Origin of the sequence: Amycolatopsis sp. YIM 10 (genome assembly GCF_009429145.1) — a bacterium.
In the GTDB taxonomy this organism is placed as follows: Bacteria; Actinomycetota; Actinomycetes; order Mycobacteriales; family Pseudonocardiaceae; genus Amycolatopsis.
The window spans coordinates 3,226,525-3,240,783 of sequence record NZ_CP045480.1 but is presented as its reverse complement, the minus strand read 5'-3'; the positions used below and the strand labels follow the sequence as shown (position 1 = coordinate 3,240,783).

The 14,259-nt window shown below is 70.4% G+C and carries 17 protein-coding genes and 1 pseudogene; 7 read left to right on the top strand and 11 right to left on the bottom strand.

Annotated elements, in window-relative coordinates:
* Window positions 1–10: 10 nt before the first annotated feature.
* Window positions 11–1,609 (bottom strand): ricin-type beta-trefoil lectin domain protein, encoded by a 1,599-nt coding sequence (locus tag YIM_RS15855; protein WP_370469020.1) that lies wholly within the window; start codon window positions 1,607–1,609, stop codon window positions 11–13.
* Window positions 1,610–1,965: 356 nt separating this feature from the next.
* On the opposite strand from YIM_RS15855, the gene YIM_RS49155 reads away from it, so the two are divergent.
* From YIM_RS49155 to YIM_RS15840, 5 genes and pseudogenes are all read left to right on the top strand, one after another.
* Window positions 1,966–2,841: a BNR-4 repeat-containing protein gene (locus YIM_RS49155; protein ID WP_228004766.1), complete on the top strand. Its 876-nt coding sequence runs from the start codon at window positions 1,966–1,968 to the stop codon at window positions 2,839–2,841.
* Window positions 2,813–2,881 (top strand): annotated as a pseudogene (locus tag YIM_RS50025) (hypothetical protein); the annotation flags it as partial. The gene YIM_RS49155 and the pseudogene YIM_RS50025, both read left to right, overlap by 29 nt.
* A 144-nt stretch (window positions 2,882–3,025) precedes the next feature.
* On the top strand, window positions 3,026–3,283 hold the full coding sequence (locus YIM_RS49150) for a hypothetical protein (protein ID WP_228004765.1): 258 nt from the start codon (window positions 3,026–3,028) through the stop codon (window positions 3,281–3,283).
* 149 nt (window positions 3,284–3,432) lie between these two features.
* Window positions 3,433–4,056: an N-acetyltransferase gene (locus YIM_RS15845; RefSeq protein ID WP_153031082.1), complete on the top strand. Its 624-nt coding sequence runs from the start codon at window positions 3,433–3,435 to the stop codon at window positions 4,054–4,056.
* Window positions 4,057–4,079: 23 nt separating this feature from the next.
* Entirely contained in the window at window positions 4,080–4,682 is a 603-nt protein-coding gene (locus YIM_RS15840) for a TetR/AcrR family transcriptional regulator (protein ID WP_153031081.1), read from the top strand.
* Window positions 4,683–4,687: 5 nt separating this feature from the next.
* Here YIM_RS15840 and YIM_RS15835 read toward each other — a convergent pair whose 3' ends face one another.
* From YIM_RS15835 to YIM_RS49140, 3 genes are all read right to left on the bottom strand, one after another.
* Window positions 4,688–5,293: a TetR/AcrR family transcriptional regulator gene (locus YIM_RS15835; protein ID WP_153031080.1), complete on the bottom strand. Its 606-nt coding sequence runs from the start codon at window positions 5,291–5,293 to the stop codon at window positions 4,688–4,690.
* A 119-nt stretch (window positions 5,294–5,412) separates the two neighbouring features.
* Window positions 5,413–5,763: a LysR substrate-binding domain-containing protein gene (locus YIM_RS49145; RefSeq protein ID WP_255462947.1), complete on the bottom strand. Its 351-nt coding sequence runs from the start codon at window positions 5,761–5,763 to the stop codon at window positions 5,413–5,415.
* A gap of 38 nt (window positions 5,764–5,801) precedes the next feature.
* Window positions 5,802–6,035 (bottom strand): hypothetical protein, encoded by a 234-nt coding sequence (locus tag YIM_RS49140; protein ID WP_228005116.1) that lies wholly within the window; start codon window positions 6,033–6,035, stop codon window positions 5,802–5,804.
* A gap of 7 nt (window positions 6,036–6,042) precedes the next feature.
* On the opposite strand from YIM_RS49140, the gene YIM_RS15825 reads away from it, so the two are divergent.
* Window positions 6,043–6,264, top strand: a complete 222-nt coding sequence (locus YIM_RS15825) for a hypothetical protein (protein ID WP_255462946.1) — start codon at window positions 6,043–6,045, stop codon at window positions 6,262–6,264.
* Between the two features lie 61 nt (window positions 6,265–6,325).
* Here YIM_RS15825 and YIM_RS15820 read toward each other — a convergent pair whose 3' ends face one another.
* From YIM_RS15820 to YIM_RS15795, 6 genes are all read right to left on the bottom strand, one after another.
* Complete coding sequence (locus YIM_RS15820) at window positions 6,326–8,866, bottom strand: ABC transporter permease (RefSeq protein ID WP_153031079.1); 2,541 nt, start codon at window positions 8,864–8,866, stop codon at window positions 6,326–6,328.
* Window positions 8,866–9,618 carry an ABC transporter ATP-binding protein gene (locus YIM_RS15815; RefSeq protein WP_228004994.1) on the bottom strand — a complete coding sequence of 251 codons (753 nt, stop codon included), beginning with the start codon at window positions 9,616–9,618 and terminating at the stop codon, window positions 8,866–8,868. The genes YIM_RS15820 and YIM_RS15815 overlap by 1 nt, the downstream gene beginning before the upstream one ends.
* 14 nt (window positions 9,619–9,632) lie before the next feature.
* Window positions 9,633–9,860, bottom strand: coding sequence for a hypothetical protein (locus YIM_RS15810; RefSeq protein ID WP_153031077.1), 228 nt, complete (start codon window positions 9,858–9,860; stop codon window positions 9,633–9,635).
* A gap of 124 nt (window positions 9,861–9,984) precedes the next feature.
* Window positions 9,985–11,175, bottom strand: coding sequence for an exo-alpha-sialidase (locus tag YIM_RS15805; protein ID WP_153031076.1), 1,191 nt, complete (start codon window positions 11,173–11,175; stop codon window positions 9,985–9,987).
* Between the two features lie 131 nt (window positions 11,176–11,306).
* The gene (locus tag YIM_RS15800) at window positions 11,307–11,855 is read right to left on the bottom strand and encodes a hypothetical protein (protein ID WP_153031075.1); all 549 of its coding nucleotides are present in this window, start codon (window positions 11,853–11,855) and stop codon (window positions 11,307–11,309) included.
* Window positions 11,856–11,909: 54 nt separating this feature from the next.
* Window positions 11,910–12,245: a helix-turn-helix transcriptional regulator gene (locus tag YIM_RS15795; protein ID WP_153031074.1), complete on the bottom strand. Its 336-nt coding sequence runs from the start codon at window positions 12,243–12,245 to the stop codon at window positions 11,910–11,912.
* Window positions 12,246–12,325: 80 nt separating this feature from the next.
* Here YIM_RS15795 and YIM_RS15790 point away from each other — a divergent pair, with 80 nt between their 5' ends.
* Window positions 12,326–13,540 (top strand): MFS transporter, encoded by a 1,215-nt coding sequence (locus tag YIM_RS15790; protein WP_228004763.1) that lies wholly within the window; start codon window positions 12,326–12,328, stop codon window positions 13,538–13,540.
* Between the two features lie 18 nt (window positions 13,541–13,558).
* Here YIM_RS15790 and YIM_RS15785 read toward each other — a convergent pair whose 3' ends face one another.
* A complete protein-coding gene (locus YIM_RS15785; RefSeq protein WP_153031072.1) occupies window positions 13,559–14,242 on the bottom strand; it encodes a hypothetical protein in 684 nt (227 codons plus the stop codon).
* Window positions 14,243–14,259: the final 17 nt, after the last annotated feature.

The following is a 14,259-nucleotide window of genomic DNA, read 5'->3' as shown; positions in this document are numbered from 1 at the left end:
ATCGGACCGCTCAGCCGCGGACCCATCGCTGGTTGGCCTGTCCGTTGCAGGTCCACAGGACCGTGGTCGTGCCGTTCGCCGTGCCCGCGCCGTTGACGTCAAGGCAGAGCCCCGAACCGGCGTTGGTGACGGAGCCGTTCGCGCCGAGCGTCCACTTCTGGTTGGCCTGCCCGTTGCACGGCCACGTGATCACCCGGGTTCCGTTGGTGGTGCCCTGGTTGTAGGCGTCGAGGCACTTGTCGCCGAAAACCCGGATCTCCCCGCCCGGCCAGGTCGTCCACAGCTGGTTCGCCGCGGTGTGGCAGTCCCAGATCAGCGCGTTCGCGCCGGCCGCGGTCGAGCCGTTGTCGATGTCGAGGCAGCGTCCCGATCCCTCACCGCGCAGGCGGGACGTCGTACCGGCCAGCGGCGCGCCACCGGACACCCGGTACACCGCCACGCCGTGCGCCGGCACGCTCGCGGTGAACGGGCCCGCGGTGCTCGACGTGGCGCCGGTCCACAGGTCGGTCAGCGTGAACGGCCCGCCCGAAAGGCCCACCTGTGCCGCCGTGGCGCTGATCGTGGCGGTGCCGCCGCCGCGGTTGAACAAGCCGACCGCGACCGAGCCGTCCGACAGCGGTTTGGCGAACACTTCGGCGTCGCCGTCGTCACGCACCCGTCGCCCGCCGGCGCCGAGAGCGTCCTGGTTCACCGCCAGCAGGCGCGGATTGCGCAGGATCGCGCTCACGTCGGCCGACATGGTGCGGATGTCGTTGCCCGCCATCAGCGGTGCCGCCATCAGTGCCCACAGGGCGAAGTGCGACCGCGACTCGGTCAGCGTGAGCCCGGGCCTGCCGACCACCAGCATGTCGGGGTCGTTCCAGTGCCCCGGTCCGGCCTGCGCGGCCAGCGGGGCGTTCACGTCGACGACGTTCCCGACGCCCATCGGGTAGCTGTTGACGTTGCCGTTCTGCCAGATGTCCAGCAGGTCCTCCGTGGTGCGCCACAGATCGGCGACCTGGCCCCAGTTGTACTTGTCACCGGTGATGGCGTGGAAGCTGTTGGGATTGATGCTGTAGACGATCGGCCGTCCGGTGGCGCGCACCGCGTCCCGCATGAGGGTGAAGCGGGCGACCTGCTCGTCGCGCGTCCCTTCCGGTGAGCACCAGTCGTACTTGAGGTAGTCCACGCCCCACGAGGCGAACGTGTTGGCGTCCTGGACCTCGTGGCCCTTGCTGCCGGTCGATCCGGGATGCGTACCGACCCGCTGGGCGCAGGTGCGTTCGGTGGGCACCTGGTAGATCCCGAACTTCAGGCCGCGGCTGTGGATGTAGTCGCCCAGCGCCTTCATGCCGCTGGGGAACTTGGACGGGTGGGCACGCAGGTTCCCCTGCGCGTCGCGTTGCGGGTCGAACCAGCAGTCGTCGACCACCACGTACCGGTATCCCGCGTCCCGCATGCCCGAATCGACCATGGCGTCGGCCGCCTGCCGGACCACCGTTTCGTTCACGCCGCAGCCGAAGCTGTTCCAGCTGTTCCAGCCCAGTGGCGGGGTCACCGCCGGACTGCCGGGCGCGGCCGCCGCCACCGGCTGGTGCGGTGCCGGGGAGGACAGAACGGAGATCACCATCGCCAAGATCAGCGCGGCGGAGAAAACGGATCGGTACCTCGGCATCACACAACTCCCTGTTGTGGTGACGGTGGACAGGGTCAGATGTATCCGACTCATTCCCAACGAGGTGGCGGCCCGCCTGACACCATACCGCCGTTGGTCACGGCGAGGTCAAGAGAAAGTCCGGCCCGCCGAACATCGAAATGATCCGCGAATGGTGCATGAGTATGATCTATTCGGGCCGACGGGTTTGATGATGAGTTGCTCATACGGCTCGGCCGACCGTCTCGGACGTTTACTGTGGACAGTCGATCGGCGGATTGACCAGCCCTCATGTGAGCGGTAACACTGTTGGGACCGCACAGCATCCGGGGGTGGCCGTGAACCCGATCGACAGTGCCGCGTTCCCGCGCCGGACCGCGCTCGGCCTCGCCGGAGCGGCGGTTCTGCTCGGCGCCACCGGACAGGCCTCCGCAACGTCCGCAACGTCCGCAACGTCACGGCCCATCGCGCCCAGCGGCGCCTGGTGCTGGTTCGGCGGTCCGAGAGCGGTGCACCACCATGGCCGGTGGAAACGCACGTACATCGGCTACATCACCGATACCGGTCAGATCACCGTCGCGCAGTACGACCACGAAACCGCGCGCCTGTCCCATGCCGTGCTGGCCGAAAATTTCGAGATCGACGACCACAACAATCCGGCGATCCACGTGCTGCCCGACGGGCGCCTCGAGGTGTACTGGACCGCGCACGCGAGGAACATCCCGCTGTACTACCGCCGGTCCAGCCTCCCCGAGGACGTCACCGGAGGCTGGGAACCGGCCAGGACCATCGAAACGAACACCCAGGGCCAGTACGGCTGGACCTACACCAGCATCGCCCGGCTGGCCGCGGAAAACGGCCGGACGTACCTGTTCTGGCGCGGCGCGGACTTCAATCCCGCCTTCAGCACCACCGACGGCGACGACCGGTGGACCGGGGCCAGGTCGCTGATCCAAGTTCCCGGACAGCGGCCGTACGTGAAGATGTGCACCGACAACCAGGACACGATCCACTTCGCCTTCACCGACGGGCATCCGCGGAACGTGCACACGAGCATCTACTACATGTACTACCGCGCCGGGCACCTGTACCGCGCGAACGGCGCGCGCATCGGCCCGCTCGGCACCCCCGTCGCAGGCGGACAAGGTCTACGACGCGACCGGCAGGCCCAAGTCCTGGATCTGGGAGATCACCACCGACCGCCGTGAACGCCCGGTCCTGGTCTACGCCAACTTCCCCGCCGACACCGACCACCGGTACCGCTACGCGCGCTGGGACGGGCGCCGCTGGCACGACCACGAGATCACCGCGGCGGGCGATTCGATCAGCGCGGACGGCAAGGAGCCGAACTACTCCGGCGGAATTTCGCTCGACCACACCGATCCGTCGACGGTGCTGCTTTCCCGGCAGGTCCCCGGCGGCCGCCACGAGGTCGAACGGTGGCGCACCACCGACGGCGGCCGCACCTGGTCGGGCGAACCGGTGACCCGGAACTCCACCGAACTGAACGTGCGCCCGTTCAAACCGGTCGGCCTGCCCGGCGACGGTGCCATGAGCGTGCTGTGGATGGCCGGCGAGTACCCCAGCTACGTCGGGTACCGCACCCGGATCATGGCGCTCGGCGCGGACGGACGCGCTTTCTCACTCTGACCTCCCTCTCACCCCGCGGGTGCTGCGGTAACCAAGTTCGTGACGTTCCCGGCTGTCCGCCCGCCCAGCGACTTGGGCGATTGACTTGGTCGCCTGACCTAAACACGGGTACGGTGGGGTCATCACCCGCCGTCACCCAGGGAGTCGTCATGATCGTTGTCACGCCCGCCGCGCCCGTCCACGTCGAGGAAGCCGTCCGTGTACTGGCCGACGCGTTCCGGTTGGACCCCGTCATGTCGACGTTCGTCAGCGGGACCCCGGACGAGCGAGAGGAGCGACTGAGCCACTTGCTCCGCGTCTTCGTGCGGGGTGGGTTGCGCCACGGCGTGGTCGACCTGGCCCGCGCCGAGCAGGACCGGAAGCTGCTCGGGGTCGCCGTGTGGTCGGCTCCGGGCCACCGCGGCGAAGGGACGTTCCAGCACCTTCGCAACGCCAGGTCGTACCTGCGGGCTTTCGGCCTCCGCGGCCTGCGCCGGGCGGCCGGCCTCGAACGCGCGCTCCGTCTCGCCCGGCCGAGCGAGGCGCACTGGTACCTGCAGGCGATCGGCGTGCACGGTGCCGGGCGCGGACTCGGCGTCGGGTCCGCCCTGCTCGACGCGCGTCTGAGCACAGTGGACACACCCGCCTATCTCGAGGCGTCGACCGAGCGCAGCGCCGCCCTGTACGCGCGATTCGGGTTCACCCCCACCGGTAGGATCGAAGGCTTCCGGTCGTCGGCGAAGCCGATCGCGATGTGGCGCGCCGCGGCACGTGAGCCGGTGCGGCAGGGGTGACCAGAGCGGAGAAGGAACGCCCGATGACACGCAGGACACGAGAACACCGGCCGGCGGCCGAGCGCCGCGAGCAGCTGCTGGACGCCGCCGTCGAGGTCATGCGCGAAGGCGGCATCGGCGCGGCCACCACCCGGGCCGTCGCCGACCGGGCCGGGCTGCCGCAGGGCGCGTTCCACTACTGCTTCCGCTCCAAGGACGAACTGTTCGCCGCGCTGCTGGATCGTGAACTCGACGCGTCGCTCGGCAGCGCGTGGGACGCCATCGCCGACGCGGAGAACCTGGAGGCGAGCATCGCCGCCGCGCTCGGCGCGATCCTCGACCGCGTCCGGTCCGATCCCGAGTACCACCTGCTGACCGCCGAACTGGTGGACGTGGCGGCACGCACGCCGGACCTCGCGCACGTGGCTCGCCGCGAACACGCCGCGTACGTCGACCACGTGGACAAGATCCTTCAGGAATGGCATGAATGCGACGGTGCCCCGTTGTCCGTCAGCCCGCGGGTCCTGGCCGAGGCGCTTATCGCCGCCTCGATCGGGATCACCTCGGCCTGGCTGAGTTCCCGTGACGACGAGGCGGCGCAGGCCTCGATCGCGCTGTTCTCCGCCGCGTTGGCGCGCATCGCCTGATTACGTCAGTCGGCTGGCCAGCCGGTCATGGCCAGGTCGGCCACCGCTTGCAGCTCCTTGCGGGAGGCGCCACCGGCGGCCTGGACGGCGATCCCGTTCGCCATGGTCATGAGGTAGCGGGCGAGCCGGCCGGGATTGCTGCCCGGCGGGAGGTCGCCCTCGCGAACGGCCCGGCGCAACCGGTCGCGGAGTTGCCGCAGACCGTCGTTGCGGTACGCGGTCAGGGCGTCACGGGCGACGCGCCCGGTCTCGCCCGCGGCGAGTGAACCCTGGACGGTGAAGCAGCCGGCGGGCGTGTCCGGTCCCGTGGTGACGAGGATCGCCCCGCGCAGGATCGCCTCGGCCACCTTCCGGGCGGTGGGTTGCAGCAGCGCCTCGCCCACGTACGAGGCGGGACCCGCGCCGTACCGCTCCAGTGCTTTGTGGAACAGCGCCTCCTTGTTGCCGAAGGCCGCGTACATGCTGGTGCGGGTGATGCCCATGGCTTCGGTCAGGTCGGTCAGGCTGGCGCCTTCGTAACCCTGCTCCCAGAAGACGCGCATGGCCCGCTCGAGGGCCTCGTCGGCGTCGAACCCCCTCGGGCGGCCCGTCCGTGCCTGCTGAAGCTCCATGGGAAAAGGCTACCCCGGCGGAACCGGTGAGCCGGGTCACCGGCTGTGGACGGTGCCGATCTGACTGCGCCGTAGGTCGGGACCGCCGAACTTCTCGGCGACCGCGTGCAGGATCGTGGTCATCGCGAGCGCGGCCGGAGTGGGTTCGCGGTTTCCGTGCGGGCGAGGAGGATTCGCCGGGTCGGCGCGGGCACATCGGTGTCGAACGGGACCAGGCGGACGTCGTTGCGGCGGTTGGTGAGGGCCGGCCGCGGGGCGATGGCGATCCCGAGCCCGGCGGCCACCATCGCCTGCGCCTCCTGGTAGTCGTGCGATTCGTAGGCGATGGTCGGTTCGAAACCGGCGAGACGGCAGCTGCGGCGCAGGACCTCGGCCACCGGATGGTTGTCGGCGCGGATGATCCAGGACTGCTCCGCCAGCGCGGTGAGGCTCACCTCGGCCTGTTCGAGCAGTTCGGAGTCGGCGGGCACGACCAGCACGGTCGGGTCGTCCAGCAGGTGGGTGACGGTCAGCTGGTCGTCGGGAAGGACCCGAGCCGGAGCGTGCCCCGGTCCAGGCGGGCGAACACGTCCAGGTCCGCCTGCGCCGCGCGCAGCCGGCGGCGGATCGCCCGGCCACGTTCGGCGAGGGCCGCGCCGGCGTCGGTCAGCCGGACTCCGCGGGGCAGGCGCGGCTGTCCGGCTTCGGAACACGCCGCCCGGGTGGGCGCACCCCTGCTCGTCGCGCTGCTCCTGTGCCTCACGGTCGCGGTGACCTCGGCTTTCGCTTCCTCCACCGCGATCCTCACCGCCATCATCCCGATCGCGGTGCCGCTGTTGCTGTCGAGCCACCTCAGCGCCGCCGGCTTGGTGGCCGCGCTGGCGATCTCGACCACCATCGTCGACGTCTCCCCCTTCTCCACCAACTGCGCCATCGTCGGCCTCGGCCCCGCACTGGCCTGGGGCGTCCTCGTCCTGCCCGGCGCCTTCTGAAAGATGCGGTGGCAACTGTCGATCGCGTCAGCCGAATCCGGCCGCGACTCTCCGCTTTCCGTCACGCACCGGGGAGGGTGACTGCCTCGATCGGGCTGCGGCGCATCGCCAGGCGCGCGGAGAGCGCGGTGACCGGCCACACGATCAGGAACACGGCCAGCACCACCGCGGGGAACACCCACACCGGTCCGGACGGGACGATCTCGCCGGTGGTGAGCGCCATCGGCAGCACCGTGCACAACGAGATGACCACCCCGAGCACCAGCCCGGTCGTCGCGACGATGCCGCCTTCGATGAACAGCATTCGCCGCACCTGACGCCGGTCCGCGCCCGCCAGCCGCTGCGCCCCGAACTCCCGGCGCCGGGCCAGCACGGCCACGGCCAGCGTGTTCACCGCGGCGATCGCGGCGTAGGCGATCGCGAGCACCGCCAGCAGGTAGTTGATCATCGCCTCGACGTCGGCGCCCGCCTGGAAGCTCTGCGTCAGCGCGTCGCCGTCACCGACGGTGGCGCCCGGCCAGTCCGTCACCCGATCGGTGAGCGCGGACATCAGGTTGTCCACGTCCTGCCCGGCCGCCGCCGTCACCAGGACCCGTTCCGGCAGGCCACTGGTGCTGTGCGCGGCCAGCAGTTCGGCGGGCAGCACCATGCTCGCGTAACTCGACGGGCTGTCGAGCAGCGCGACGACGGTCACCCGCGCCCGCTCCCCATCGCCGAGCCGCATGGTGATCTGCTGCCCCAGCTGGATTTCCAGGCCTTCGGCGACTCCCTCCGGCAGTGCGACGGAGTCTCCTCTGAGGTCCTTCAGCGAACCCGACGTGACTTCGGTGGCCAGCACCGACCCGCCCTGGTCCTCGGCGGCGATGCCGAGCAGGCGCAACGGGTCGCTTCCGTTGCCGTCGTAGGGTTCCTCGATCCAGCCGGAACTCGTGACGAACGGCGAGACGGCGCCGACCCCCGGCGTGGCGCGAAGCTGCTCGACGTCCTCCGCCCGGATGCCGCCCCCGGTCGTGCTCACCACGGCGTCCGCGCGCAACTGCCCGGCGTACGACGACACCTGCGCGCTCTGCACGGTCGTCATCGAGTAGATATTGCCGAGCGCGACCGCGCAGGCGAGCGTGATCGGCGTCAGCGCGGCGGCGAACGCCACCGCCCGCGCTCGGGTGTTGAGCACGGCGAGCGTGGCGTCCGGCCCGGCGATCCGCCGGATGAACGGGCCGCCACGATCCGCGACGAAGGCCATCACCTCCGGGCCGAGCAGGGCCACCGCGATCGCGCCGGTGAGCACGGCCGGGCCGCCGATGGCCGACGCGGTGTCGGCGGGCATGAACACCGTCGTGCCCGCGAGCAACACCGTCGCGACGGCGAACACCAGCGCGCCCATGCGCCGCAACGGGTTCACCGTCACGCTCGGGATCGCGGCCTCCGCGAGAGCCTGGATCGGCCGGGCGCGCGCGGCGGCCAGCGCGGCGAACCACGCGGCCGCGAACGTGATCGCGAGCGTCGCGACGATTCCGGCGGCGAAGGCGATGATGTCCTGCTGGAAGACCAGTTCCTCGGGCACGATGCCGAGCGACGCGCTGGTGCCGAAGATCTGGTTCCCGATCAGGCTGCCGAGCAGCGCGCCACCGGCGGCGCCGAGCGCACCGACCACCATCGTCTCGGCGACGACCATCCGGTGCACCTGCCTCGGTGTCGCACCGGTGGCGCGCAGCAGCGCGAGTTCCTGCTGCCGTTGCCGCACGGTGAGGCTGATCGTCGCGGAGACGACCAGCGCCATGACCACCAGCACCATGCCGCCGAACACCGCGGCCAGCAGGATCAGCGGGAGCCTGCTCCCGGCCACGCCGGGGAATTCGGCGGCGCCGCGGTCGTCCCCGGTCAGCACGTTCACGCCGGGAACCCGCTCCGCGACGCGCGCGGCCAGACCGGCGGCATCCGTTCCCTCGGCGGGAAAAACGCCGACGAGGTCCACCGAGCCCGGATGCGTCGCGAAGCGCTGGACGTCCGCCGCCGAGAAGAAGAACGCGGGCGCTCGCACGGCCTGCCCCGGCTCGGCGATCCCGGTGACGGTGAAGGTCTGCTTCCCGCCGCTGACCGCGAGGTCGATGCTCGCACCGGGCTTCACCCCGGCCGAGGCAGCGGAAGCCGCGTCCAGCACGACCTGCCCCGGCGACAGCGGCTCGCTCCCTTCGCCCAGTTGGTAAGCACCAAGCGCGGCGGACTCCCAGCCGTGTCCGGAAAGGACAGAGGTGCCGTCCCCTTCACCCAGTACAGCGGGGAAGGAGACATCCGCGACCACACGCTGTACACCCTCGACGGCACCGATCTCGGTGACCTGGTCCAGGGTGAGCCGGGCACGCTCGGCGTAGGGAACGACCTCGGATTCTTCGTCCGGCAGCTGGAAACCCGGCGATCCACCGGCCACGACCGGCGCCGCGGCCAGCCGTTGTGGTTGCGCCTGCAACACAATGGCCGTCTGGAACAACCCGGCGCACGCGATGAGCAGCCCGCAGCCGATCAGGATCGCGACGAACGAAGCCAGCGACGCGGCCGCGCGGAAGCGCAGGCTCGACAACGCCAGCCGGAAGACCGAACCCATCACCGGCCCCCAGCCTGCTTGGCCTGGGCACCGAGTCGCGCCAGGGTGGCCGCGACCGTCTCCACGCCAGGTGCCGCCAACTCCGTGACGATCCGGCCGTCCACCAGGAACAGCACGTTGTCGGCGAAGGACGCGGCCACCGGGTCGTGGGTGACCATCACGATGGTCTGGCCCGCGCGGACCAGTTCGCGCATCAGGTTCAGCACTTCGAGCGCCGTGTTCGTGTCGAGCGCGCCGGTCGGTTCGTCGGCGAAAACGACCGCGGGCCGGGCGGCGAGCGCACGGGCGATCGCGACGCGCTGCTGCTGCCCGCCGGAAAGTTCGCCGGGGCGGTGCTTCACGCGTTGCGTCAGCCCCACGCGCTCGATCACCTGGTCCACCCACGCGTTGTCCGGCTCGCGGCCCGCCAGCAGCATCGGCAGGGTGACGTTCTGCCTGACGGTCAGCGCGGGCATCAGGTTGAAGGCCTGGAAGACAAACGCGACGTGCCGGCGGCGCAGTTCCGTCAGCTGGGTCTCGGTCATCCCCTTCAGCTCGGTCCCGGCGAGGGTGACCCCGCCCGAGGTCGGCTCGTCGAGACCCGCCGCGCAGTGCAGCAGCGTGCTCTTGCCGGACCCGGACGGGCCCATCACCGCGGTGAAGGTGCCCGCCGGGAAGTCGGCCGACACCCCGGCCAGCGCGGCCACCGCGCTCTCGCCGGAGCCGTAGATCTTGCGCACCGAGTCCAGCCGGACCGGCGCGGTGGAGGTCATCGTGGGCATGCCGGTCACTCCGCCCCGCCTCGCCGAGCCGGGTCGAGGGAGCGCCACACCAGCAGCGCCGCCCCGCCGATGCCGATCGTCCAGAGCCAGAACGGGCCCTTCACCGAAGTGCCGAGCACGCTCATGAGCAGCCAGATCACCACCTGGACCACGCTGATCACCAGCCAGGCGATGGTGACGATCCGGCGGGCGAGCCCGCCGGACGACCGGCTTCCTACGGAGTTCGCGGACATGTGTCCCCCAAGTTCGACGTTGTCGCGGCCATTAACTGTGTAAGCCTCACACAGTTTAGCGGACGGTCGGACCCGGTGGCTATCCCCTGATTTCGACCGCGAACTTTCACGGTCTCGTGAACTCTCAGCCGGCGATCCGCCACAGCGGGATCCGCTGGAAAGTCACGGTTTCGTAGGTCCCGGTCACCCCGGTCTCGTAGAGCAGCCCGATCGTGGTGAGGTCGGCCTGCACCAGGTCCGAGTACGCGGCGGGACCGGTGGTCACGGTGAGCCCCGGCCGCCACTCCCGCCCGCCGTCGAAGCTGATCCGGAGTTGCATCAGCCTCCGCTTGGCGGGGTCGGCGGGCCCGGAGAACAGCAGCACGCCCGGCACGATCGTCTGCAGCACACTGCCCTGGACCACCGGCCCGCTCAGGGATTCCTCGACCTGGTAGGGCGCGGTGAGCGTCTTCCCGCCGTCCGTGCTGTAGGCGCCGAGCCGGTGTTCCGGCGCGGAACCCTGGTTGCGGCTGGAGAAGTACAGCCTGCCGTCCGGAAGTTCGGCGACGGTGGTTTCGTTGGGCGCGATGACACCGTCGGTGGGGTTGTCGCGGAATCCGATGTGCCACGTCCGGCCGTCGTCGTCGCTGTAGAGATCGTGACCGCCGTAGTACTTGTCCTCCGTGCCGACGTCCGGCGAACCGGCGGGCGGCGCGCCGGAGTGGTTGGCGGGCACCACGATCCGGCCCGCGTGCGGGCCGTGCCGCAGCACGATCGCATGCCCGGGACCGGTGGCGTACCAGCGCCAGTCCGGCTGCTTGGTGGCCGCGGTGATGTCGGTGGCCTCGGTCCAGGTCCGGCCGTTGTCCTTGCTGCGCTGGACGAACACCCGCCTACTGTCGTGTTCGGACACCTTCCCGGCCATGATCTCGTCTTCGGACACCCGGCCGTTGCGGGTGGTGAGCAGGACCAGTTCGCCGCCGCGGGTGAGCACCGGGGCCGGGTTGCCCGCGGTGGCGTCGCCATTGGCCGAGACCACCTTCAGCGGGCCCCAGGTGCACCCGCCGTCGGTGGACGAGCGCGAGACGACCTCGATCGCCCCGGAGTCGCCCGCCGACTCGCGGCGTCCTTCGGCGAAGGCGAGCAGGGAGCCGGTGGCCGTGCGCACGATCGCCGGGATCCGGAAGGTGTGGTAACCCTCGGTGCCCGAAACGAACGGCACCGAGGACGTGCAGCCGCCTGGCGCCGCCGGGGCGGCCGAAGCCACTGGAGCGACCGGCAAGCAGAGCGCTACGGCGGCCAGCAGGGTCGCGGCCAGTCTTGAACGTGGTTTCACCGGGTTCCGCCTCCTCGTTGAGGGGTTCAGAGGGCTAGAGGTCCGACATGGGACGTCCCATGTCCGATGTCGGGTAACCTAGGGAGGCCAGGTATCAGCCGTCAACCCGCCAGGGTGGCGAGCACGGTGCGTCAGGTGCCCGGCACGCAGCCTTGAGCCCGCGCCGCCGCGGGGAACCAGGACTTCAGGAACGCCAGGAGAGCGTTCCGGCGTTCGGCGGCGTCAGCGGGGACCGGATTCTCGCCCGGCAACTGAACGAGCCCGACGAACTGCCGGGGCTCACCCTCGTACGCGCAGTCGGCCATGGCCTTGGCCCCGATGTCCGCCACCGCGGCCACGTCTCCCACTCCCTCGGTGAGGGCGGGATTCCCGAGCCGCGCCAGCCCTCGGTCCTCAAGGGACACCGCGCTGGTGTCGCGATCCGTGATGTCCCCCGAGAGGTGCACCACCAGGGAGTCGTCCACCCGCACCCGGCAGGACACGCTCTCGGGCCCCTTGTCCACGGGGCTCTCGTCGACCTTCTCGCCATTGGGCAGCAGTGGCGAGAGCGCGCCCGCGTCCACGGGAACGCCGCACACGCGATCGGGCACGGCGTAGTCGCGCGACTCCCCGCACCCGGTCAGTGCGACGGCCAGCACCCCGGCCGTCGCGAGCACACCGGCGCCACGCCTGATCCACATGAACGCGACCCTAGATGAGCGGGGGCACCGGATGCCGTCGCGGTGAGCGGAGCCTCAGTCCTGACCCGTCTCGGCGATGAGCGCGAGCAGGCCGGGGAAGCGCCGTTCGAGGTCCTCGCGCCGGAGGCGGCTCCGGCGTTCGAGTCCGTACTGCCGCTGGTGGATGACCCCGGCTTCACGGAGGACCTTGAAGTGGTGCGTGAGGCTGGACTTGGGGCGGTCGAACCCGAACCAGCCACACGGGTGGTCGAACTCGTCGGAGTCCAGCAGCAGCTTGCGCGCCACGGTCATCCGAAGCGGATCGGCCAGCGCGCCCATCACCACCTCGAGGCGCAGCTCGTCGGCAGCCGGCTCCGGCAGGAGCGGCGGTCTCTGCGTCTCGGTGACCATGCGCTCAGCCTAGCACCTTGTACGAGAATTTACGTACTGCTACCTTCGCAGTACGAATTTTCTCGTACAAGGAGGCAGTGGTGACAACGGTGCCGACGGTGACGACCACGCACCCCGCACCATCGCGAAGTGGTTCGCGATGGCAGGCGATCAGCGCGGCCTGGGCGGTGACCGCGGTCTTCGCCCTGTCGAACTCGCCGACCCCGCTTTACGCGTACTGGCAACACGAACTCGGCTACTCGCCGGGCACGCTGACGGTGGTGTTCGCCGTCTACATCGCGGGACTGGTGCTGACACTGCTCGTCGCGGGGCGCGCCGCGGATCGGTACGGCCGCAAGCGGGTGGTCGTGCCGGGCATCCTGGTCGCGTTGGTCTCGGCGGTGTTGTTCATGACCGCGGACAGCGTCGCGGCGCTGATCGTGGCCCGGTTCCTCGTCGGGGTTTCGGTCGGCATCGTGGTCTCGGCGGGCATGGCCGCCGTGGTGGATCTCGGCGGGGAACACCGCCGCCAGACGACGTCGATGCTGGCGTCGATCGCGATGGTCTTCGGCGCCGGACTGGGGCCGCTGCTGGGCGGACTCGTGTACGAGGTCACCGACCGGCCGGTGGAGTGGGTGTTCTCGGTGAACATCGCGTTGCTGGTGCTCGCCCTGGCCGGGTACGCCGGCCTGCCACTCCCCCGTCCGGCGGGCCACGGTTTTCCCTGGCCGCGACTCCCGCACGTGCCCGCGCCCGACCGGGTGCGGATTTCCAGTGGTGCCGCGGTTTTCGGCCCCGGTCTGACGGCGACGTCGTTCGTGTTGTCGCTCGGCCCGTCCCTGCTGGTGCTGGTGGCCGGGAACACCTCACCCCTGCTGGCCGGTGGCGCGGCGTGCTTGATGTTCCTGGCGGCCACGGGATCACAACTCGCCCTCACCCGGCTTGCCGTGCACCGCCTGTTCGCGCTGGGGACCGTCAGCACCGTGCTGGCGATGAGCGCGGTGGTCCTCACGCTGGTCACCAGGAGTCCCGCGCTGTTCGTCGCTTCGGCCGTGCTCGCCGGAGCGGGCCAGGGCCTCGGCCAACTGGGCGGCCTCCGGCTGATCGCCCAGCACGTCGAAAGCCACCGGCGCGCGGAGGCCAACGCCGCGCTCAACATCAGCGCCTACCTCCCGGCCGCCCTCCTCACCGTGGCCACCGGCTACGCCGTCAGCGGCTGGGGCATGGCGCCCGCGACCGCGACGCTCGCGGCCACCGTCGCGATCGCCGGGCTGGTGCTCGGCTTTGCCGCCTATCGCACCAATGCCCGCGAGTAGGAACCGGCCGAGAGTCCACTAGAGAACGACCTTCCGCCACGAGAAGCGTTGCGGCCAGGCCCCGTCGTGACCGGCGAACCCGGTGAAGGCGGCGATGATCTCGTCGAGGTCGGCCACCTCGGCACGGAAATGCTTGTCCGCAGAGCCATCGCGACGTTCGAGCGCATACCAGCCGGGACGCGTTCCGGCGTTTTCACCGAAGCCGACCTGGACGTAGGTGTCGCCGCGTTCGAGGACAGCGAACCAGTTGCCGAGGGACAGGGTGCGCAGGGTCCGCTTGATCGTCTCCGGATCCGGGTTGTCCGCCTGGGAACCGCCGCAGGTCGACAGGACCAAAGTCGGCTTTGTCCGCATGGCCTCCGGGTGGTGCACCGATTCGTTCTGCGGGTCGAAGACCACCAGGCCGTGCCGGTCAGCCAAGCTCCGCACCTGGGGGCCGACCTCGTCGGCGCGGGACCAGACCAGGCACATGACCACGGCGGCACTCGTCACGGTCAGCCGGACGGACCAGGGCGAACTGTCGTCGTCCGGCAGGCCGTCCAGCTCCGGGTATCGGGCTGTCAGCTCCCGATAGAACGCCGCGACCCGCGGATGCGTCGGGTCGGTCCCGGGCTCCTCGGTGATGAGCCGGGTGTACTTGCGTGCCGCTTGGTCCGCCGCGATTCCCGCGGGCTCGTGCCAAACGGCGAGGTCGTAACTCACCGGGTCCTCCTGGTCGA

Coding starts and splice junctions, on each gene's coding strand:
- YIM_RS15855 (WP_370469020.1), bottom strand. CDS start 1,609: ATGGTGATCTCCGTTCTGTCCTCCCCGGCACCGCACCAGCCGGTGGCG.
- YIM_RS15845 (WP_153031082.1), top strand. CDS start 3,433: ATGATCGTTGTCACGCCCGCCGCGCCCGTCCACGTCGAGGAAGCCGTC.
- YIM_RS15840 (WP_153031081.1), top strand. CDS start 4,080: ATGACACGCAGGACACGAGAACACCGGCCGGCGGCCGAGCGCCGCGAG.
- YIM_RS15835 (WP_153031080.1), bottom strand. CDS start 5,293: ATGGAGCTTCAGCAGGCACGGACGGGCCGCCCGAGGGGGTTCGACGCC.
- YIM_RS15820 (WP_153031079.1), bottom strand. CDS start 8,866: ATGGGTTCGGTCTTCCGGCTGGCGTTGTCGAGCCTGCGCTTCCGCGCG.
- YIM_RS15815 (WP_228004994.1), bottom strand. CDS start 9,618: ATGACCTCCACCGCGCCGGTCCGGCTGGACTCGGTGCGCAAGATCTAC.
- YIM_RS15810 (WP_153031077.1), bottom strand. CDS start 9,860: ATGTCCGCGAACTCCGTAGGAAGCCGGTCGTCCGGCGGGCTCGCCCGC.
- YIM_RS15800 (WP_153031075.1), bottom strand. CDS start 11,855: ATGTGGATCAGGCGTGGCGCCGGTGTGCTCGCGACGGCCGGGGTGCTG.
- YIM_RS15795 (WP_153031074.1), bottom strand. CDS start 12,245: ATGGTCACCGAGACGCAGAGACCGCCGCTCCTGCCGGAGCCGGCTGCC.